We start from the raw sequence: 21618 nt of genomic DNA, 5'->3' as shown, positions 1-21618 counted from the left end.
TATAAATGGCAATGGAACTACTTTTAGAGTGAGCGTAATCATGGCAAACATGACCAGCAACAACGAGCATCGGGGCGAACTCACTCCAGAAAGCAAGCAAATGCTTGCGGAGGGCTACCAGTTCCCCGAAGAAGACAAGTTCAAATGCACCTGCGGCGCAGATGTCTACGTGCAATGGGATTCTTATAAAAAGGAGTACATACCCCGTTGGCATCCACCAAAGCCGTCACCGAAGCCTTATAACTCTGGTAAGCGCTTTGGAAGAAAAGCCTAGCTGTACTAAGAGCTAATTCACTAAATTAAATTAAGACACTACCTAGCATTCAGAGCAATTGCATTCGACGCAAAAATGTCGAACAGTAAAGATGATGCTGTAACTACGCACAATCTAGCCCCGAAGGGGCGGCTCTATCATAGCCCAGGGTGAAACCCTGGGTTATGAAGTCAGGAAAATCTTGAGCACTGTAAGTGCGATCTATCGACGCGGTCGCCGGCGATAAGAGTTGCGTTCACGACCCCGTCGCTTCCGTAATCAGAATGTGCTTCGTAAGCCCGAGCGTCGTAATCACCTCTTCCGGCAGCTCCTCAAAGTAAAGAACGGCGGACTTTGCGCGATAACGATTAAAAGCCCAAAGCCCCAAAGCGACAGCGACGAGGGCTCCTATCACGCAGCTAAATCGAACGGGATCGTTGAGCACCCGTCGTTCATACTCCGCACCCAGCATCGCGAGAGGCAGGAAAAGAGCCAGGAACCCCCAGAACACAAATTGAATATTCGATTTTCCGGGCAGGTAAGAACAGGTGAAGGGAACTTTATAAAAACCGATCAGGCTTAGGTCCGCAAAGATGAATCCAAGCAGAGCCAGAACCGCAAGATGAGCCGCGATCTCGTGCAACGGTCTGAACGAGAACGACAACAGTGCCGAACCAATCCAAACGGGTAGAGCCGCGAATAAGATCAGCGACCATCTGGTGGCGGCTAGGTACTTCTGCGTTGGATGTAGTTGGGTGATGCGCAAAACCCAATTGGCCGTGAGCGAAATCGGCAGCGAGAACACGTTGCGCAGTCCAACCACCGCAAAGCTCATCATCAGGAACGTGCACAGCATAAAGTCCATCGTTGGCGGACCGTGTACCGAAGCCGCCAACGCAGTTCGCACGAGAGAGAGTGCGATAGCGAACACGATAGCCAGATAAAAGGCAAAGGCAACACGATGCTGACGGCTGCGTGTCAGGGACCGTATGCAGAAGAGCGCGATGGCGGTTTGCAGTGAACTACCAAAGTGTGGAGCCCAATGCAGCCCACCCGCTGCCGGTACAAGGTCGGGCTCTTCTACCGTCTTTCGCAAGGTGCGCACATAGCAGAGGAGCAACGAAGCAGCTGCTCCAGATACCGCAAAGCCCAGTCCAATCCAGGCTCGCCATGCCAGCCACATCAGCGCTGGGGGTAAGGTGCCGTTCAACTCATCGCCAAGCGCAAAGAACCAGAAGCAAGGGAACCGCATCAGGGCTTGGTGATTCTCAGGGGCTGCCATGAGCGCATAGGTTGGAAGGTCGGGCTGCAGGAAATATGCCGCAAGGAAGAGGCCGAAGGCAACAAGCTGCAGGATCGCAGAGAGCCGCAGAAAGACGCGCCGGGGGAGAAGAAGAGCGGAGAATCCCTGTACGGTAAGTACCGAGCAATAGAGGAAGGCGCTGGCTGCAGCCAGGGTGAACCAGTAGGCCGCAAAGGACCGCAATACTCCCCCATACGAGCCGTGGTGCGTTCCAAGAACTACGGCGCATTCGATGCTGGGGAGCGTGTTCAAGGTAAGAACGGCGATACCCAGTATTGCAACCGAGGCCGCCACCTTCGCACAGAGGATCGTACGTGGAGCTATCGGCAACGGTGCAAGCACCAGCACATCGCGCCGGTCGGGGAAGGCTGCGTCCCAACTGACGACCGTAATCAGCCCGATCACTAACATCGTCATCGAGATCAGCGATTGTTCCATCTGCAAGGCCTGGCTAAAGGTGACGACGTGAAAAAGCGGACCAAGGGAATAAATCAGGCTGATCATGAGGAGCACGCCGGCAAACTGGCCGAGAAACCGGGTCACATCGGCTTGAATCGACAGCGCTTCCAGGTCGATGACGCGCAGCAGAAACTGGCGATAGACGACGCGAAACTGAAGGGGCAGATATTCGAAGAGCTTACGCATGGATGAGGTCCGCAATCTGCCGTGCCATTGACTCTGTGTCCTGTTCGACGGCGAGTTGAGAGAAGATGGCTTCGAGCGTCGGCAGCTCCATCAACGAGCGCAGCGACTCGATCGAGTCGTCGGCTACAAGCTTTCCGTGGTGAATAATGACAACGCGCGAAGAGACACGTTCGACCGTATCGAGTTCGTGCGAGCTGAACAGCACCACTTTGCCGCGCGCCGCGAGCTCTTGAATAAGGCTGCGCAGAACCAGCGCCGAGCCGACGTCGAGTCCCGAGAAAGGCTCATCGAGCAGGATTAGGTCAGGATTGTGCAGCAGCGCCGCCGCAATCAGAACCTTCTGCCGCATGCCCTTCGAGTAGCCTGAAATCGACGCATGGCGATCGTCGTAGAGCGAGAGCAGCCGCAGCAGTCCATCGATGCACTCCGAGGATTGCTTCGCCGGCAAGTTGCGGAGTTGAGCGACCATCGTCAGGTATTCAGCGGCAGACAGATGGTTGTAGAGATAGGGCTCCTCCGGAACGTACCCCATGCACCGCTTGTAAGCTACCAGATCATCCTGAATCGGTTTGCCCCGGAAGAGGATCGCGCCCGTGGTCATCTCGATCAAGCCGGTAATCATCTTCATCGTGGTGGACTTGCCCGAACCATTAGGCCCCAGATAGCCCGTCACCTCCCCAGGCCGTGCGCAAAAGCTGACATCGTCCACTGCGGGAATCCCGGCAAAGCGTTTGGAGACACTGCGTAGCTCAAGCATGGCCGACCCTCCTTCTCGTAAGAAGCATACTACATAGATGTTTGCTTGGGCTTTTGGACGAAATCTTTATTAGGGCGATCAAAATAACGTCAGTTACGGCAAAGCCCAACACCTCCGATAAGCCCCTACTACCTTAGACACCGGGGGAGGCATAACTGCGCCGCCGTGTTCCGCAGTCGTACGCTGAAGAATTCAACAAGGTAATAAGGCGCAGCCTTGTACCTGGCATACGCCAGGGGGCTGCTATCAGCGTTCTCGCCGAATCAGGAGTGTGCCGGCGACGAACAGGGCAGCGCCTGTGCCCCCGAGCAGATAGATGGCCTTGCGATAGGCAGCCTGCACGGCCGGAGGTGTCGCCCGGGTGTTGTCGAGGCACTGCGAGCAGCCCTGGCCGAAGCTCTGCGCGGCTATGCCCAGCAACAACAGGCTGCCTAGCCACGCCCAGCGCAACAGGCTTACTCGCAGGTTCTGGCTTTGCCTCTTCATTGTCCGAACTCCAACAATGCAAACAGGAAGAGCCAGAGCAAGCCCATCGCATGCCAGTACCAGACGGTCGCGTCGACGAAGATCTGCCGCGAGGCGATCTGGTGCGAGCGGCGAAGCCCTATCAGCGCAGCGATAAGAGCGCCTACCCCGACAAAGAGGTGAACCGCATGGGCGACGGTGATGAGGTAGAAGAAGTGGCTGCTGGGATTCGATTTGAAGAAGACATGCTGCGCGGCGAGCTGATCCCATGCAACCCACTGTCCGGCGAGAAACAGCGCACCAAGTGCAAGGGTTAACGTAAGCCACGCCGTAGCGCGCTGCGAGGTGCGTCGGCTCAGGCCGATCCACTCGTCCATTACATCTTCTTCACGAAACATGCTGCGGCGGGCCATCTCCGCGCTTGCTGAACTCAGGATGAGCACGGCTGTGTTGAGCCAGAGGATCGAAGGAATCGTCGTGGGCAGCCATTCGTTTACATATTTGCTGTAGGCGTCGAAGTGGCCGCTGGCCCGGGTCACGAAGAAGGCACTGACGATGGCGATGAAGAACATCAGTACAGCGAAGAGGCCAAAGAACACGCCCATGCGGACTTGCGAAAGCCGCTCGCGTGGGCCGCGACGTCCTTGTGGGCGGTCGTTCCAGTTGTCACTGTCTCCTTCGCCGTTGCCGCCGGTGCGTTTGTCAGTAGGGGGTCTGCGCCCAGAGCCGTTATCGCTCTCGTGGACTTTGTGGCGGCGTTCGATCTCTGGCGGTGTAACGATGGGAGGCATGGCGTCTTCCGTTGCGCGTCTGCTTTTTCAGCTTACTCCGGAGGAAGCTCGGACGTCGCGTCCGGTTCCCATTGTCCGAGAAATAATACGCCATCCTCCGCATAGTGGCACGGATCTCGATGCGTGGCGAGTTCGTCTGCGGCTTGCGGCGCCCACTCCATCGTCGTCGCTGACCAGGGATTCTGCGAGGCGCGGAGACGAGAGCGCAGTGTCAGCACCAGGTTGAGGAAGAAGGGAAGCTGCGCACAGGCCAGGAAGAGGGCACCGTAGGTGATGTGGTTTTGCAGGGGTAGAGTGGTTTGCAGCAACTGACCCGCCGGGCCGGGGACGCCGGTTAGCTGGGCGTATTGGCGGGGCTCTCCCGCGAGCCCGGTCAGGTGCATGGGCAGAAAGGTCGCATAGGCGCCGAGGATCGTTCCCCAAAAGTGCAGTTTGCCCAGCCGCTCCGAGAGCATCTTCCCGAAGAGCAGGGGAAACCAGTAGTAGGTCGCGCAGAAGAGGCCAAAGACCCCGGCCATCGCCATGATGAGATGAAAGTGCGCGACGACGAAGAAGGTGTTGTGCAGGTATTCATCGAGGATCGGTTGCGCGAGGATTGGGCCGGTCAGGCCACCGGTAATGAACAGCGAAACGAAGCCGAGCGCGAAGAGCATGGGCGTGGTGAGCTGGGGGCGCGAACGCCAGATGGTGGCAAGCCAGCTCAGGACTTTGGCCGACGCCGGCAGGGCGATCGCCATCGATGAGAGCGCGAAAGCCGATCCCGCGAAGGGATTGAGGCCCGCAACGAACATGTGGTGTCCCCAGACGAGGATGCCGAGCAGGCCAATTAGTAGCGTGGTCGCAATCATCAGCCGGTAGGCGAAAACACGGCGGTGAGCAAAGTTCGCCAGCACCATCGAGGTGAGGCCCATGCCGGGCAGGATGGCGATGTAAACCTCGGGATGGCCGAAGAACCAGAAGAGATGCAGCCAGAGTAGCGGGGAACCGTCTCCGCGATGCTGCAGCAGAACTCCGTTGACCAGATCTCCACCGGGAACGAAGAAGCTGCTCTGCAGATGACGGTCGCAGAAGAGCATAGCCAGCGCGGCCAACAGCACGGAAAAGGCGAGCACGCTGAGCAGGGCGGCGGTGAACCATCCCCAGACCGTGAGTGGAAGCCGTGGCCAGCTCATGCCCTCACCGCGCAGCTTCACGATGGTCGTCAGCGTGTTAATCGCACCCAGGGTCGAGGCGACGGAGAACAACGCGATGGCCGCCAGCCACACATCCATCCCTTCGCCCTGTCCAGGCCCGGCGAGTGCGGTTGCGGAGAGTGGGGGATAGGCTGTCCAGCCAGAGATGGGAGAACCTCCGGGAACAAAGAACGCCGTGAGCAATACCAAAAGTGCCAGGCCGGTAAGCCACATACTCGCGGCGTTAAGGCGCGGAAAAGCCATATGCCGCGCACCGATCTGAGCCGGCAGGATGAGATTGCCAAATCCCGATTGCGGAGCGACGGTGAGCACGAAGAAGAGCATCAGCGTGCCGTGCATCGTGACCAGTCCCAGGTATTCTTCTGGCAGAATGGGGCCGTGCAACGGCAGCGACCATGCAGGCCAGCTGAGATGCAGCCGCATCAGCAGCGAGAGTACCGTGCCAACGCCGACAGCTACCGCCGAGATCGCCAGATAGCCGAAGCCGACGGTGCGGTGATGTGTCCAGCGACTATGGGGTGCAAGAGCGACGGATGTGGCAGGCGAGACGTTCATGGCTGGCCTCGCTTACTGGCAGCCGCTTCCTGGGCCTGTAGCCAGGCATCGAACTCGGCGGGTGGAAGCACTTGCATTGTTGCCTGCATGCGATAGTGCCCGAGTCCGCACAACTGGGTACATAGGATGGCATAGCTACCGGGCTGTGTGGGGGTGAAGTGGATGTGAGCCGTCTGCCCCGGTACAGCGTTCTGCTTCAAACGCATCTCGGGCACCGCAAAGCCGTGGATGACGTCCTGCGAACGCAGCGCGAGATCCACCTCGCGCCCGGCGGGTAGAACGAGCTGGCTGGTAACGAGGTCGTCGCCGCTGTGCCGATCTGTCTGGTCGAGCCCGAGCGGATTGCCTTCGCCCGGTGCGACGAGCGAAGGCCTGGTCTCACCGAAGGCAGCATCCGCGCCGGGATAGCGGAAGTACCAGGCGAACTGCATTCCCGTGACTTCCACCTGCATGGCTGCGGGACTCGCGCCGGTGTAACGCTGTGCAGCCCAGAGCTGTTGAGCGCGTGCTGCGAGGAAGGCGAACAGCAGCGTGAGTGCTGCGAGTGGGATGTATTCGAGCAGTAGAGTGTGGACGGGGCGTGATGCACGCCGCCGGAACGCAAGGCCTGCGAGCAGAATCAGGTGTGCGAGCGCCAGCAGGGAGAGCGCGATCCAGAGATTCAGCAGCAGGTGGGCATCAAGCGCAGGGCCATGCCGGGAGGCGTCGACGGGCAGGTGCCAGAAGCTTTGGCCGGTCACGATCGCCTGCGTAAGGTGCATGCGTTGATTGTAGTTTGCCGCGCTGGAGAACAAGGAATAGCAAAAAGCTTTGACGCAAAGTTCGCTAAGGAAAAGCTCAAAGTTTCGCCACGGTTGCCGTGGCGAAACTTTGCTTACTTAGCGAACTTTGCGTCAAAGCTTTTACGACTGCTCGGACTCACTAAGCACCCTTGTTTTCGGCAACCATATCGAGGAAAAGTTGATGAACGCGAACGTCCTGGCTGAGCTCAGGATGGAAGGTCGCTGCGAGCAGAGAGCCTTTGCGAATGAGCGCGGGATCGTCGCCGCGGTGGGCAAGGACCTCGATGCCTTCCCCGATGCGGCTGATGCGCGGTGCGCGGATGAACACCATCTCCATTGGTCCGCCGGGGAGCTTGGTTTCAACGTTCAGGATGGCTGAGTCGTTCTGCCGGCCATAGGCATTGCGTTCGACCGCGATGTCGAGCACGCCGAAGGAGCGTTGCGGAGGATTCTCTACATCTTTTGCCAGCAGGATGCAGCCGGCGCAGGTGCCGAATATTGGTTTTGTGCGAACGAACTTGTCGAGCACCTCGTAGAAGCCCGCCCGCTCCAGATGCTTCAGGAAGGTAGTCGACTCCCCGCCAGGGATCACAAGGCCGTCGAGTCCGTTGAGCTGTTCTGGCGTACGCACCAACCGCGTCGACGCGCCGAGTTCCGCAAGGCGCTCGGCGTGGATGTCGTAGGCACCCTGCAGGGCAAGGACGCCGATAGTTGGTGATGCACTCATGTAGTGATCCTTACACTAGACACACTTGCTAATCGATGTCGAAGAAGCCAACGCTAATTCCCATCCATTGAATGGCAACAGTAATCCTCTTCAGAATGAGATTTCGCGTTTCCTCGTCCACAATCTGTCCTGGAGTGTCTTCCCAACTAAGTGCTTTGGGTATGAATATGTCCCATTGCTGAAACGCGCCTTCGCCGCCGAAGATCATTGATCTACCCTTCTCACGGTACTCGTAGCAATCGATTCTCCAACTGCTTCCAGTGAACGTGAGCGACCATCCCTCATCACAAACGACGGTGTTTCTCTTGAACAGTGGGTAGATGCGCCAAGGCCTATTGAGCGAAGGCCTTGGCCAAACCATGTCTTGGAGAACTGTTTCGCGCGCCACGCCCTACCAACCGCGTGTCTGCATCAGGTTCTTCTCTTCGATGGCAGCAGCGGCGAGGCCCTTCATGCTTCCAATGATGGCCTCCGAGGCTTCGGCGACGATCTTCGGGTCGTTGAAGTGCAGCGTCGCGAGGACGATAGCCTTGGCGCGTGAAACGGCCTCGGCACGCTCCTCCGGATTGCGGGGCTGGCCGACTTCTTTGGCGGTGCAAAGGCCGACCTCGGCATCCTGTTTTGCCCAGAGCTCTACGTCAAGCGGCTTGGCGCCATCCTTCATGAAGATGCCGGAGCCGACGAAGATGGTCTCTGCGCCGAGCTGCATCATTAGAGCCGCATCGGCAGGCGTAGCGATGCCGCCGGCGGAGAAGTTGGGGACGGGCAGTTTGCCGGACTTCGCGACCATGCGGACCAGCTCATAGGGCGCGCCGTGGACCTTGGCGGCGTTGTAGAGCTCTTCGTCGCCGAGCACGGTGAGGGCCTTGATCTCGCGGACAATCTGGCGCATGTGCTGCACGGCGTGGACGACGTCGCCGGTACCGGGTTCGCCCTTGGTGCGAATCATTGCAGCGCCTTCGGCGATGCGACGCAGGGCTTCGCCGAGGTTACGCGCACCGCACACAAACGGCGTCGTAAAGGCGTGCTTGTCGATGTGGTAGACCTCGTCGGCAGGCGTGAGGACCTCGCTCTCGTCGATAAAGTCGACGCCGAGCGACTGCAGCACCTGGGCCTCGGCAAAGTGGCCAATTCGCGCCTTTGCCATTACCGGGATGGTCACGGCTCCCATGATCTCTTTGATGAGCTTGGGGTTAGCCATGCGGGCGACTCCGCCCTCGGCTCGGATCATGGCGGGCACGCGCTCTAGCGCCATGACGGAGATAGCACCAGCCTCTTCCGCAATGCGGGCCTGCTCGACGTTCATAACGTCCATGATGACGCCGCCCTTGAGCATCTCGGCGAGGCCTAATTTGAGCCGCAGCGATGGTGCTGCGCCAGTTCCATTATTTTCGTTTGCCATAGCGAACTCCCTACAGGCGCGATGAGATGACCATCGCGCCTAAAAGGTAAGTTTATCAGTTTGTGACCTGTGCTGTAGCTGCTTTTGCCGCCGCTGGTTCTTCGCCGTCACTTAGAGCCAACGGCGAAGAACCAGCGCATTTTCGGTATTACTGGTCCTTTGGGGCACCCGGAATCGTGATGTCAATCGTAGTGAATTTGCCAAGCCCGGTCGCATCGTTGAGCGGAGGCTGAATCTCGCTCGAGTTGCCTACTACGATAATCGCCAGTTTTTCCGGCTGGACGTACTTCTGTGCGACCCGGGCCACATCGGCCGAGGTCACGCGTTCGACACCGGCACGGTAGCGCTCGAGGAAGTCGGCAGGGTAGCCGTAGACCGCGAGCGTCACCTGCTCGCCCAGCACCTTTTCAGGGGTGTCGTAGCGGAAGATGAAGGAGTTCAGCAAATCGTCCTTCGCCTTGCGCAGCTCGTCCGCTGTGGGTGGGTCGGTGCGCAGGCGGCGAACCTCGTCAAGCGTAGCTTTCGTGGCAGCTACAGTGCTGGAGCTCTTGGTGCCCAGCCCAACCGCGAAAAGTCCGGGGTGGTCATAGGCCGCTCCGAAGCTGCCGCCAACGTCATACGCCAGTCCTAGCTTGGTGCGCACGTTCTGCACGACACGTGACCCGAAGCCGCCGGAGAAGACCTCGTTCATCACGCTGAGCGCGTAGTAGTCGGGATTGTCCTGCTGCGTGCCCAGTCCGACGATGTAGACGTTGGACTGGTCGACATCCGCTTTGTTGGCGAAGTAGACGCCGGCTGCGGGTTCAGAGAAATCCACCTTGGCTGATTTGAACTGAGCCCCGCGTGGCAGGGAAGCGAACGCTGCGCGCAGCTTGGCTTCCATCTCCTTGGCATCGAAGTCTCCGATAACGCCAACGATGAGGTTGCTGCCCGTAAGCGTCTTCTCGTGCCAGGCACGCAGATCGTCGAGTGTGACCGCAGATACCGTCGCCAGCTCCGGTTCGCGGCCGTAGGGATTGTTTTTGCCGTAGGCGATTTCGACCGCTTCGCGCTCGGCGATGCCGCTGGCATCGTCGTTGCGCCGGAGAATGCCACTGGCAGTGCTCTGCTTCGCCAGGTCCAGCTTCTGTTGCTGGAAGTCTGGGTGTTGAAGCAGATCCATCGTGACGCCGAAGACGCTGTCGAAGTCCTTGCTGAAGCTCGACCAGCTCAGACTCGTGGAGGCCTGGCCTCCGCCGGTTTCAACGTGCGCGGCCTTCGCGGCGAGTTGGTCGTCGAGAACATCGCCAGGCGTGGCAGCAGTTCCGCTGGTGCGCCATACCTGTCCGTAGAGCGAAACAAGCCCGACCTTATCGGCCGGTTCGTCGCGACTGCCACCGCGCACGCGGATGAAGCCATTGATGAAAGGCAGCTCGTGGTCTTCTTCAAGAAAGACCAGAACGCCGTTCGGTAGTTCGAACTTGATGGGCTGGGCGGGTTTGAACTCATGCAGCGCCGGAATCGGGATAGCCTTCCAGGGCTCGGTGTGGGGAGCAGGTGCTGCGGTTTGTGCGAATCCTGTTGCGAAAGAACCTGCGGCAAGCGTTAGAGCAAGAGCACGGGAAGTGATTGTCATTTCGCACCTCCGTTGCCAGCCGAGTCAGGTGTTGCAGTCGGAGCCTGGAAGTCGATGCGTGCGCTGGTGCGATTGCTTTCTACGAACGTCTTGTTTGCAACGCGCCGGATGTCGGCCTTTGTCACAGCGTCGATCTTTGCAAGTTCCTTGAACATCTCGCGCCAGTCGCCGAAGCGTGTCTGATACTCAGCTAACTCCGAGGCGATGCCCGAGTTGTCGTCGAGGCCGCGAAGCAGTTCGGCACGAGCGCGGGTCTTGAAGCGTTCGAGTTCGGCATCGCTGACGTCCGTGGTTTTCAAAGTGTCGAGTTCCTTATGGATCGCCGTGCGCAGTTCATCCGAGGTGTGACCACGCTGGGGCAGGGCATAGAACGCGAACAGGCCGGGGAACTTGTTGCCGGGGAAGCCACTGAATCCTTCTGCCACCAGAGCGATCTTCTGGTCGCGAACCAGGCTGCGATAGAGGCGCGAGGTGCGGCCGTTCGAGAAGATATCCGTGATGGCGTCATAGACCGAATCGTCGGGATCGCGGTAGTCCGGCTTGTGGTAACCCTCCACGTAAATGGGCTGCGTGGCTTCGCGCAGAACGACTGTGCGCTCGGCGTGCTGTGGCGGCTCGACGGTGGTTAGGGGCTCAGGCTTGGGTCCGGCAGGAATGCGGCCGAAGTAGCGTTCCAGTATGGGCAGCGCAGTCTGGGTGTCGAAGTCGCCGACAACCGCGACGACGATATTCGACGGGACGTAATACTTGCTATGAAACGCAGCGGCTTCGGTCGCGGTTACCTGGGTGATGTCGCTCTCCCAGCCGACGCCCGGACGGCCATAGGGGTGTGCCATATAGGCTGCAGCGAGAAACTCCTCGATGAGGCGGCCCTGCGGTGAAGAGTCGATGCGCATGCGGCGTTCTTCGTTGACCACGTCGCGCTCTTTGTAGAACTCTCGTGCCACTGGCCAGCCGATGCGGCTGGACTCCAGATAGGCCCACAGTTCCAGGCGGTTCGAGGGCATGCTCCAGAAGTATTGCGTGGAGTCTTCCTCGGTTGACGCATTCAGATCCACCGCGCCGTTCTCTTCCGCGATCTCGGAGAACTGATTGGGGATTACATAGGTCTGCGCGGTTTTCACGGCATCTTCAAAGGCCTGGTGCAGGCTCGTAAGGCGTGCTTCATCGCGGCCTACCGGCTTGCGGAACTCGGCGTCGTAAGCGGCATAGGCCTGTTCGACTTTTTCGAGCGCGGCTTTTTCGGCGGGGTAGTCGGTTGTGCCGATCTGGTCTGTGCCCTTGAAGGCGATGTGCTCGAACATGTGGGCGAGTCCGCTCTGTCCACCAGGATCGTCGGCTGAACCGGCGTCGACCAGCGTATAGAAGCTGAAGACAGGCGCTTCGTGGCGTTCGCTCAGTACAAGGGTCAGGCCGTTGGGCAGCACCTTGACTGTAGTGTGGGCGGCCATCTGCTGTTCGTACTTGTCCTGTGCTTTGAGGCCTGGAACCAGCAGCAAAGCGACCGTGGCGAGTGCCATGGATCTGAAGAATGCATTGTGCTGTTGTCGGTGACCGTATGTGTGTGACGCAGACTTAACCATCAAACCTCTTCCTTGCGATAGAACGCTTGCCCCGCCAGTGCGGGATGCTGCGCGATTGTGGAAACGGCCGTCTTGAACGTAAGCCTCTCGCGAAGCGCTTTGAGGAACGATTGTAGAGCAGTTCTCCTGTTTCTGTGCCTCACAGGAGTGCAGCGAGCGCCGTTTTCCCTGGAGACTACGGTATGCAGTTCCTAGCCCCCGGGAGGCATTTACAAGAGAAACATTCCTGGCTTGACACTTTTCGACGAAATAAGCGCGCCGTTTCACGCCAGACAGGGAGAATGCCCTGTAAACCTAAGGAACCATTCTGTCGTCTAGCTTAGTTGATGTAGCTATCTTTCCGGTGTTTCACAAACGCAGCGTGTCTTGCGCGCCTGCAGTAAAGGGATATCCCATGCCGTCTTCCCGTCTCGCCCGTTTCGTAGCCGCCAGTGCTTTGTTCGTTTCCGGCATCGCCTTTTCTTCTGCTGCATCATCGGCCCAGTCGCTGGCCACTCCCCAGGCGCGGATTACGGCGCCCATCAACGGTTCCAGTCGCTTCACGCTTACAGGATCACACCCTGCTCGCGCCGTTGCAGCCAATGACATCGGCGCCCTGCCTGCCTCGACAAAACTTACGGGTATTACTTTTGTCTTTAGCCGCACCGCCGCGCAGCAGACCGCCCTCGACGCCCTTGTCGCCGCACAGCAGAACCCTGCATCGCCGCTTTACCACCAATGGCTAACGCCTACGCAGTTTGGCGCCCAATTCGGCGCTGCTGCCTCTGATATTGCCGCCGTTGAGAGCTGGCTCCAACAGCAAGGCTTCACCGTTGATTCTATCTCCAATAGTCGCGATCGCATCCATTTCTCGGGTACTGCTGCTTTGGTAGAGTCCGCCTTTGGAGCGCCGCTCCACTACTACAGATCGGGATCTGAGACACATTTCTCCCCGGCCAACGACCTCACGCTGCCTTCGGCTCTGGCCTCCAGTGTTTTGGCGGTTACCAACCTCTCCGACTACCGTCCCCGCACGCACGTCAAGGTAAGTGCGCCGCAGCTTGCGAGGCCTAACTTTACCTCCAGCCAGACCGGTAGTCACTACCTTACGCCCGGAGATATCGCGACGATTTACGACATCAACCCTGCCTATAGTGCAGGTTATACCGGAACGAATCAGACGATCGCTATTGTCGGGCAGTCTTTCATCAATACCTCCGATATTACGAACTTTCAAACTGCGGCTGGTCTTACTAACAAGACGCCTACTCTGACGCTCGTGCCTAATACAGGATCCTCCGCTATAAACCCTGTTACGGATGGCGATGAGGTCGAGTCCGACCTGGATATTGAATATTCCGGCGCAATCGCCAAAGGCGCCACTATCAACTTCGTCTATACAGGCAACAGCCAGAATAACGGTGGTGCTTTTCAATCGCTCGAGTACGCCATCGATTCTGATCTCGCTCCTATCGTCAGTTCCAGCTATGGCGACTGTGAGACCGATCTTTCTACCTCTGGCACCTATTCCTATGCCAGCCTCAATGCAGTTCTTGAGCAGGGGGCCAGCCAAGGACAGACCATCATCTCAGCCGCTGGTGACGATGGATCTACCGATTGCTCCGGCGATGATCCGACCGTCCTCAGCACCACTCAGCAGGAAGCTCTCGCCGTCGACTTTCCTGCCAGCAGTCAGTATGTCACCGGTCTGGGTGGCACGGAGTTTCCAGCTACTGATGTTGCTGCAGGTAACAATACCTACTTTGCCGCAGAGACTTCCACCGACATCATCAGCTCCGCGCTCTCCTACATCCCCGAACAGGTATGGAACGATGACAGCTCCACTAACGGTCTTTCCTCGGGTGGCGGTGGCGTCAGTGCCTTGACGTCTCGTCCATCCTGGCAGGCTGGCGTTACTGGTATCCCCACCACTGGCAGCTTCCGCCTCGTCCCTGACGTTTCGCTGGATGCTTCGCCCAATAATGCTGGCTATCTCTACTGCTCCAGCGACAGCACAGATACCGGCATCACTGGGAGCTGCTCCAACGGTTTCCGCGATGCCAACGACCAGTACCTCACCGTCGCCGGAGGCACTAGTTTTGCCGCGCCCATCTTCGCCGGCATGGTGGCCATTATCAATCAGGCCAAGGGCTACAACACGGGGCAGGGGCTGGTGAATCCCGAACTCTACACTCTGGCTTCCAGCACTGCAACCTATGGTTCTGCTTTCCATGACATCACCAGCGGTAATAATGAGTGCCTCGCCGGCCTTAGTTATCCAGCGGCAGCTCTGTCGTCAACAACAACCGAAAATCTCGCATGCGTTGCTCCTTCCACAACCGAGTATCCTGCAACTACCGGCTATGACGAGGCATCCGGTCTCGGTTCAGTTGATCTATATCAGCTGGTGACAGCATGGGCACCTTCAACCTCCGCTTTGTTGGCTTCCACGACGACTGTATCGGCAGCCACCCTTTCGCCTGCCATTAGCGTGAATGACACAATCACCGTCACGATCGGCTATACCAGTGGCTCTGTCACTCCCACTGGAACCGTTGCGATCACGGACAACGGAACGGCAGTTTCCGGCTCACCATTCACCCTGGTCAACGGAGCCTATACCTACACCTACTCCACCTCCGTTTCCGGGGCGCACACTATTATTGCCACCTATTCTGGTGACTCAAATTATGCGTCGTCGAAGGGATCCGTCACTCTCAATGTCGGTGGCACTTCCTTTACCATCGCGGCTTCTAACGTCACCATCACCGCGGGCAGTTCCGGCACATCGACCGTGACGATCACACCCGTCAATGGATACACCGGAACGGTTGATCTAACTTTGACCTATCCCAGCTCCTTGACCAACTTCTGCGTCGCTGCTAATAATCTTACGGTTGTCGGCGCAGCTGCGGTCTCCGAAACTATTACGTTCTATACCAGTGTGAGCACCTGCAATAGCAACAATCTGACAGTGCTTAACCGCCAAGGCACGAGTGGGACTAGGACTGTTCGCATTCTTCCGGCGCACTCTTCCAGTTCGAGTTTGTCCATGCCGACGGGCTTACATCATTCGCCTTGGAAGAGCGCTCCTTTCCCCGCGGCCTTTGCATGCCTCCTGATCGCTGGATGCTTCAGGCACCGTTCGCGTCTACTCCGTGGTGGCTTGGCTCTCGTAGCGCTGGTGATGCTTAGTTTCAGCGGTTTTGGTCTGATGGGTTGCAGTAGCGGTTCCTCCTCTGTCCCTATAGGATCAAGTGCTAACAATGCTCCAGCCGGAACCTATTCCTTCACCGTAACCGGCACGGACAGCGTCAACTCCACCATTACCAACAACACCAGCTTCAACGTAATCATTCAATAACCCTTAAAGTCAGATGCCCCACACCCTCGCAAAAATGCGGGAGTGTGGGGCATCTGACTTTAAGTTTGTTCTATACCTAATAGTGTCGCGGCTTCAGGCGTGTCAGGATCTCGCCTTTTTGGGGGTCGCTACAGTAGCTGCAGGCAAAGCGGTGGTTGCAGTGGGTTCCTGCCGGTCCTGCGTTGTGTCGGCGGCGGTTGCGTGCTGCATGAACCAGTCCTGTGCGCTGAGACGTGTTCCGCTGCCGGTGGCTCGGATGTAAGTCCCATCGGGCTGCATCAATCGCGCCTTCACATCGTCTTTCAGGTAGGTTTCGAGGATCTCTTTGCGTAGTCTGTGTTTGCCTGCATCGTCGCAGACCGGGAAGACGACTTCGCAGCGCTCATAGAGGTTGCGAGGCATCCAGTCGGCGCTGCCTGCGTAGACCTCTTCATGACCGCCATTGGCGAACCAGAAGATGCGGCTGTGCTCCAGGAAACGTCCCACGATGGAGCGCACGCGAATGCGCTCACTCAGGCCGTGAACGCCGGGACGCAGGGCGCACATGCCGCGAATGATGAGATCAATTTCAACGCCGGCCTGCGACGCCGAATAGAGCGCCTCGATGGTCTTTGTGTCCAGTAGCGCGTTCATCTTGGCGATGATGTGTGCCTTATGCCCCTTGCGCGCGTGGGCCTCTTCGCGAGTGATCAGCGCAAGGATGTCATCGGCCAGCGTGATGGGAGCGACCATCAGCGGACGGTAGGTTTCCTGGCTTGCCTCCCAATTGGCGGTCAGGTAGCGAAAGACGCGCTGCATGGCCTCGGTCAACTCCGGCCGCGCCGTCATCAGGCTGATGTCGGTATAGAAGCGCGCTGTGACGGGGTTGTAGTTACCTGTGCCGAGATGCGCGTAGCTGCGTACGACACCATCTGGATCGCGTCGCCACAGCAGCGCCAGTTTGCAGTGCGTTTTGAGCCCGTAGATTCCGTGAAATACCTGTACCCCGGCGTCTTCCAGCTCACGCGCCCAGCGGATGTTGGAGGCCTCGTCAAAACGTGCCATCAGCTCGACCACCACCGTCACGTCCTTGCTCTGGGCGGCTTCGGTGAGCGCCCGGAACATCGATGAGTCGGCGCTGGTACGGTAGAGCGTCTGCTTCATCGAGATGACGCGAGGATCACTGGTGCCTGCGGCGATGAACGCCTCCACCGTGTTGTAGCTGTCGAAGGGGTGATGCAGCAGAATATCGCGCTTGCGCAGTTCGTCGAAGACATCTCTGGCCTTGGGGCCGAGTTGAAGCCGGCGCCCGTGAAACTCGGGAAACTTCAGCTCGGGAGTCTTCACCTCTTTGTACAGGTTCATCAGGCGGATGAGGTTGACAGGGGCTTTGGTGCGAAAGACCTGCCACTCCTCAAGCTCAAAGTTTATGCGCAGCCGCTCAGCGATCGCATCCGCTGCAGTAACGTCGATCTCCATCCGAACAACGTCACCTTTGCGGCGATTGTGGAGTTCGGCGGCTACACTCTCCAGCACCGACCGGCTCTCTTCCTCTTCCATGTAGAGGTTGCTGTTGCGCGTGACGCGAAATGCTGCGCGGCTCAGAACTTCGTACCCGCGGAACATGCGCTCCGAGTGCGCTTCGATCAGCTCGTCGAGCAGCAGGTAGTTGCGCTGGCCGTTTCGCTCGGGCAGCACAATCAGGTCCGGTAACGAGCGGGGAATGGTGATGACGCCAAGGACTTTGGAGCTGCGAACGCCCGCGCGGTTCTTGCGTTTGTGCCGCAATAGCAACGCGAGGCAGAGTGCTTTGTTGAGTACGCGCGGAAAGGGATGCGAGGGATCCAGCGTAACGGGGGTTAGAAGGGGATCGACTTGATCGTGGAAGAAGCGTGCGGCAAAGAGACGATCTTCTTCGCTCATCTGCTTCCAGCTCACCAGACGAATTCCAGCGGCGTTGAGCTCGGGCTCCAGGCGATCGGTCCAGCACTGGTCCTGGTCGCCCGCGAAGCGATGCAGCCAGTCGCGCAGGCGGCCCATGCGGGCATCCGAGGTTAGGCCACCTTCGTCCGGCTTCTGCGGAAGCCCCAGGTCTTCTTCCATCTGCTGCAGGATGCCGGCCACCCGGATCTCGAGAAATTCGTCCAGGTTGCTGGCAGTGATCGCGAGAAACTTCAGACGCTCCAGCAGCGGATTGGTGGCGTCATCGGCCTCTTCCAGCACACGACGGTTGAATAGCAGCCAACTCTCGTCGCGGTTGATGAAACGGTTCTGCGTCTTCAGCGCATCGGCGGGCTGAGGAACGATCTCGTCCATTGCCTTCTTCTTCACGCTTGCTTGTTTCTTCGCGACTTTTTTCTGGGGAGCCATGTGTTGGATCAGGGTAGCGCACTCCTGCTACGGCAAATGTTAATAGTGCTTTGCAGTATGCAGGAATTTCAAGACCGGAAAGCAATGGTTCCAGGTGAACCGCCCCGGGCACCCTATGACGCGTTCATCAGATCCTGAAAGCATTCAATATATTGTCCAACGTGCAACCCGTCCACCAGGGCATGATGCACGTGTATCGATACCGGCATAGACCTCTTTCCGCCGTTTTCGGTCATTTTGCCGAACGAGATCCAGGGGCAACTGTCTGGGCGAGAGAACATCCGGGCATGTGAGATCGAGGTGAAATCGATCCATGGCAACGCGGAATATCGAATGATATTCGGAGCTAAAGTGCGGACAAGATCGTCAGAGCCGCGGACGCACTCTACTACGTGGTTGGCGCCTTCCAGAAATTCTTCCAGATTTTCGTTGTAGAGAAGATGGCCGTATCCGAAGGTGCCGTTGCTTCGAGCGATGGTTGAACCGGCATCGATCTGATCGTGAAGAAAGACCTCGTCTCCTTCTATGCGGTATTTGAAAGGCTCGATTCTCTGGGCTGCGGAGAGTGATTTGTAGAGGTAATAGAGGAAGACCGAGATGCCAGCGTCTTTGGCAAACCGATACGCTGTGGTGCAATCGATGTTCACGCAGACGCCGTAATAGGGCTCTTCGAAGGCATTGAAGAATTGGAAGTGAGCTTTACGGGCCCACTTCTCGATATCGATTTTGTGCTTCACGTTTCGTTCACCGATCTTCCAGGTTGTCGATGTTCATGTCTAAAAAGGGTTGCGTATGCGCTATAGATCCACCAGGGCTAACGTTGGGCCTGACTCTATAACAAACATACTGAAATTGTATGAGACCGCGGTCGCCGGCTGGGTGTTTGTTTGCTGATATCCCTCGCAGGCATTGGCGTATCGATAATACGGCGGCTGTTTGTAATCCAGGGGGCGCCAGGATCGCGAGACGCAACGTGGCATTTGCAGGTATCCTTGGACTCCAAGGGAACATTAAGTTCCGGACTACTGTGTCTTTCAAGGAGAATCTCAATGACAAGAACTAAGATTGCCGGAGTTGCTTTTGCTGTCGCGCTTTCGCTCGGTGTCTCTTATGCGCAGCCGCTTCAGGTTGGGCAGGACCTGAAAAACGCTGGTCACGATACCGCAGATGCGAGCAAGACGGCAGCACACGATACCGCTCATGGAACTAAGGTCGCCGCAAGGGACACGGTGCACGGAACCAAAGTCGCAACCAGAGATACGGAGCATGGAACCAAGGTTGCTGCTCATAAGACCGCCCACGTCACAAGGAGGGCTGCCCACAAGACCGCGCATGGCACACGCAAGGTAACTCACAAGGTCGAAGGCAAACCAGACACTCCTGCTAACAATCGCTAATCGTAGTTTCGTAGAGCCAGCAGACAAAACACCCAGCCGTGATCTCCGGCTGGGTGTTTTGTTTGGAAAGGACTGCCGAAGTTACTCCAGTGCAGACGTCGTTGTGTCTACGCTCGTACGAATCCTGCCCGTCGATGAGTCACTGGTGACACGCGACCGCCAGGCTCTCAAGAGATGTGGCCGCTTGCAGGGCTATTTCGTGAGAGCTCATGGGAATCGCGATGCTATTGACCTCCTGATCGAAATCTAAAAGGCCATTCATGACTCGAGTTTCCTTAATGACTGGCTTTGGGGTCTGTATATGCAGCCATGGAAGGCTGCAGGACTTGTCCTCCTCGCATACAGAGCCAGTATGGTCACGCAGTTGAGAAGGTCGTCCTTGCATAGGGTCGACCTTTAGGCTTTGGAGGGCTGCTTTGTTGAGCTGATAGGTGTAGCGATAGGTGGCAGATCTTTGTCCTAGCTGCACCGTCTGTTCAGTAAGAGCCCCTCGTTTTTGTTCTGTGCCGACGTTCCTATCCTGAACAACGACACTCATCTTCAAGTCGCAACCGTGCAGTGTGATGGACTCTATTTGAAAGTAAAGAGTCCCTGAATACTCAACGGCCTGGTTATCGTCAGCGATGTAATGCTGCGTGTATGTAAGAGTGGAGTGCCTTGTTGTTTCTTCCGTCAGGACCTTTGCCAAATCTTCATGGTCCAATGACTGAGAGTTGAGCGCGCCATCGAGAACCAGCAGGGCGAGGAGCCCCACCTTGTTGCGCGTGACGAATAGACTTTTAGCCTGTGGTTCGTACCTTGCCCACATTCTCGGGATCTCCCCATGGCCCAACCGTGATGGGGCTGGGCCATGGTTTGACGAGAAGAATCGGCCGAAGTTATCCCAGCGTAGGCATCGTTGTGTCGACACCGGTGCGAATGCCTGTCGGCCAGCGGGCCGTCACAGTCTTGATGCGGGTGTAGAAACGCACACCCTCTGGGCCGTGTACAGAGTGGTCGCCGAAGAGCGAGCGCTTCCAGCCGCCGAAGCTGTGGAAGGCCATCGGCACGGGAATCGGCACGTTGATGCCGACCATGCCAGCCTGAACACGCCGTGCAAAGTCGCGTGCGGTGTCGCCATCGCGAGTGAACAGGGCTGTTCCGTTGCCAAACTCGTGCTCGTTGATGAGTTGCAGCGCCGTCTCAAAGTTGTTGACGCGCACCACGCCCAGAACCGGCCCAAAGATCTCCTCTTTATAGATCCGCATCTCCGGCTTGACGTGATCGAAGAGGCAGGCGCCGAGGAAGAAGCCATCACCCTGGGGCAGAACTCCCTTGCGGCCGTCGACGACGAGCTCTGCGCCTTCGGTTGTACCGAGTTCGACGTAGCTTGTCACTTTGTCCAGATGTTGCTTTGTCACCAGTGGACCGAGGTCGGCCTCGCCGGTTGGGGCGTCCTTAGCTCCATCGCCAATACGGAGATCGGCGATGCGGCTCTCCAGCTTTTCGATCAAGGTATCGGCGGTCTGGCTACCGACGGCTACGGCGATGCTGATCGCCATGCAGCGCTCGCCTGCCGAACCGTAGGCTGCGCCAGCAAGTGCATCGGCTGCCTGGTCGAGATCGGCATCGGGCATGACGATCATGTGGTTCTTTGCGCCGCCGAGAGCCTGCACGCGCTTGCCGTGCTTCGTTCCTTCGCGATAGACGTACTCCGCGATGGGCGTAGAGCCGACGAAGCTGACAGCCGTAATGCCGGGATGCGCGAGGATCGCATCGACCGCCGTCTTGTCGCCGTGGACCACGTTGAAGACGCCGTCAGGAAGGCCGGCTTCTTTCAGCATTTCGGCGAGGAGAATCGAGGCGCTGGGATCGCGCTCGCTCGGCTTGAGCACAAAGGTGTTGCCGCAGGCCAGCGCGATGGGGAACATCCACATCGGCACCATCGCGGGAAAGTTGAACGGTGTAATGCCTGCAACGACGCCGAGTGGCTGCCGCATCGACCAGCTATCGATGCCGGTGCCTACCTGCTCGGTGAACTCGCCCTTGAGAAGCTGTGGGATGCCGGTGGCGAACTCGACGACCTCGAGGCCGCGTGTGGCTTCGCCTTTGGCGTCGGAGAAGACCTTGCCGTGCTCGCGGTTGATGGTTGCGGCCACTTCATCGATGCGGCTCTCGTAGATCTCGCGAAAGCGGAACATGACGCGTGCGCGGCGCAGCGGCGGAAGCGAAGACCACTCGGGGAACGCAGCGGCCGCAGCCTGCACAGCCTTGTCGACTTCGGCGTCGGAGGCTAGGGGGACGCGTGCCTGTACCTGGCCGGAGGCAGGGTGGAAGACATCGGAGAAGCGGCCCGATACACCGCTAACGGCAGCGCCGGAGATCCAGTGGGTGATCTCGCGAATGTCTGTTGCGGAGAGCCTGGGTGAAGAGGGGAGCGTAGAAGCGGTGGCAGCGGACATAATGTCCTCCTTGCAGG

17 protein-coding genes are annotated in these 21618 nt (G+C 58.2%); 3 read left to right on the top strand and 14 right to left on the bottom strand.

The annotated features are described in order from the left end of the window. The first annotated feature begins 40 nt into the window (after positions 1–40). Positions 41–274: a hypothetical protein gene (locus GSQ91_RS17060; RefSeq protein ID WP_158822962.1), complete on the top strand. Its 234-nt coding sequence runs from the start codon at positions 41–43 to the stop codon at positions 272–274. 235 nt (positions 275–509) lie between these two features. Here GSQ91_RS17060 and GSQ91_RS17055 read toward each other — a convergent pair whose 3' ends face one another. From GSQ91_RS17055 to GSQ91_RS17010, 10 genes are all read right to left on the bottom strand, one after another. After that, positions 510–2201 (bottom strand): hypothetical protein, encoded by a 1692-nt coding sequence (locus GSQ91_RS17055; protein ID WP_158822961.1) that lies wholly within the window; start codon positions 2199–2201, stop codon positions 510–512. Next, the gene (locus GSQ91_RS17050) at positions 2194–2958 is read right to left on the bottom strand and encodes an ABC transporter ATP-binding protein (protein WP_158822960.1); all 765 of its coding nucleotides are present in this window, start codon (positions 2956–2958) and stop codon (positions 2194–2196) included. The genes GSQ91_RS17055 and GSQ91_RS17050 overlap by 8 nt, the downstream gene beginning before the upstream one ends. Positions 2959–3204: 246 nt before the next feature. Further along, positions 3205–3444 carry a copper resistance protein CopC gene (locus GSQ91_RS17045; protein WP_254064653.1) on the bottom strand — a complete coding sequence of 80 codons (240 nt, stop codon included), beginning with the start codon at positions 3442–3444 and terminating at the stop codon, positions 3205–3207. Then, the gene (locus tag GSQ91_RS17040) at positions 3441–4214 is read right to left on the bottom strand and encodes a cytochrome c oxidase subunit 3 (protein WP_158822959.1); all 774 of its coding nucleotides are present in this window, start codon (positions 4212–4214) and stop codon (positions 3441–3443) included. Before GSQ91_RS17040 ends, GSQ91_RS17045 begins: the two co-directional genes overlap by 4 nt. Positions 4215–4246: 32 nt before the next feature. Then, a complete protein-coding gene (locus GSQ91_RS17035; RefSeq protein ID WP_158822958.1) occupies positions 4247–5962 on the bottom strand; it encodes a cbb3-type cytochrome c oxidase subunit I in 1716 nt (571 codons plus the stop codon). Next, positions 5959–6723, bottom strand: a complete 765-nt coding sequence (locus GSQ91_RS17030; RefSeq protein WP_158822957.1) for a cytochrome c oxidase subunit II — start codon at positions 6721–6723, stop codon at positions 5959–5961. The genes GSQ91_RS17035 and GSQ91_RS17030 overlap by 4 nt, the downstream gene beginning before the upstream one ends. Positions 6724–6883: 160 nt before the next feature. Continuing rightward, entirely contained in the window at positions 6884–7471 is a 588-nt protein-coding gene (pdxT, locus tag GSQ91_RS17025) for a pyridoxal 5'-phosphate synthase glutaminase subunit PdxT (protein ID WP_158822956.1), read from the bottom strand. A gap of 391 nt (positions 7472–7862) precedes the next feature. Further along, complete coding sequence (gene pdxS / locus GSQ91_RS17020) at positions 7863–8873, bottom strand: pyridoxal 5'-phosphate synthase lyase subunit PdxS (RefSeq protein ID WP_158822955.1); 1011 nt, start codon at positions 8871–8873, stop codon at positions 7863–7865. Positions 8874–9021: 148 nt separating this feature from the next. Beyond that, positions 9022–10488, bottom strand: a complete 1467-nt coding sequence (locus tag GSQ91_RS17015) for a pitrilysin family protein (protein WP_158822954.1) — start codon at positions 10486–10488, stop codon at positions 9022–9024. Next, positions 10485–12008: a pitrilysin family protein gene (locus tag GSQ91_RS17010; protein ID WP_158822953.1), complete on the bottom strand. Its 1524-nt coding sequence runs from the start codon at positions 12006–12008 to the stop codon at positions 10485–10487. The genes GSQ91_RS17015 and GSQ91_RS17010 overlap by 4 nt, the downstream gene beginning before the upstream one ends. A gap of 457 nt (positions 12009–12465) precedes the next feature. Here GSQ91_RS17010 and GSQ91_RS17005 point away from each other — a divergent pair, with 457 nt between their 5' ends. Continuing rightward, complete coding sequence (locus tag GSQ91_RS17005) at positions 12466–15414, top strand: protease pro-enzyme activation domain-containing protein (protein ID WP_158822952.1); 2949 nt, start codon at positions 12466–12468, stop codon at positions 15412–15414. Between the two features lie 102 nt (positions 15415–15516). On the opposite strand, the gene ppk1 is transcribed toward GSQ91_RS17005, so the two are convergent. Both ppk1 and GSQ91_RS16995 read right to left on the bottom strand, forming a co-directional pair. Then, positions 15517–17709, bottom strand: a complete 2193-nt coding sequence (gene ppk1, locus GSQ91_RS17000) for a polyphosphate kinase 1 (RefSeq protein ID WP_371417125.1) — start codon at positions 17707–17709, stop codon at positions 15517–15519. Positions 17710–17876: 167 nt separating this feature from the next. After that, positions 17877–18500 carry a chloramphenicol acetyltransferase gene (locus GSQ91_RS16995; RefSeq protein WP_158822950.1) on the bottom strand — a complete coding sequence of 208 codons (624 nt, stop codon included), beginning with the start codon at positions 18498–18500 and terminating at the stop codon, positions 17877–17879. A gap of 312 nt (positions 18501–18812) precedes the next feature. On the opposite strand from GSQ91_RS16995, the gene GSQ91_RS16990 reads away from it, so the two are divergent. After that, on the top strand, positions 18813–19160 hold the full coding sequence (locus tag GSQ91_RS16990) for a hypothetical protein (RefSeq protein WP_158822949.1): 348 nt from the start codon (positions 18813–18815) through the stop codon (positions 19158–19160). A 139-nt stretch (positions 19161–19299) separates the two neighbouring features. Here the strand turns inward: GSQ91_RS16990 and GSQ91_RS16985 are convergent, their stop codons facing one another. Together GSQ91_RS16985 and GSQ91_RS16980 are read right to left on the bottom strand one after the other, a co-directional pair. Next, positions 19300–19968 (bottom strand): hypothetical protein, encoded by a 669-nt coding sequence (locus tag GSQ91_RS16985; RefSeq protein ID WP_158822948.1) that lies wholly within the window; start codon positions 19966–19968, stop codon positions 19300–19302. Between the two features lie 70 nt (positions 19969–20038). Then, positions 20039–21601 carry a CoA-acylating methylmalonate-semialdehyde dehydrogenase gene (locus GSQ91_RS16980; protein ID WP_158822947.1) on the bottom strand — a complete coding sequence of 521 codons (1563 nt, stop codon included), beginning with the start codon at positions 21599–21601 and terminating at the stop codon, positions 20039–20041. Between the last annotated feature and the right edge of the window lie 17 nt (positions 21602–21618).

This window comes from Granulicella sp. S156 (assembly GCF_009766105.1).
Lineage (GTDB): Bacteria > Acidobacteriota > Terriglobia > Terriglobales > Acidobacteriaceae > Granulicella.
Note: the sequence above shows the minus strand (reverse complement) of the source record. Positions and strands in the feature narration are given on the sequence as shown.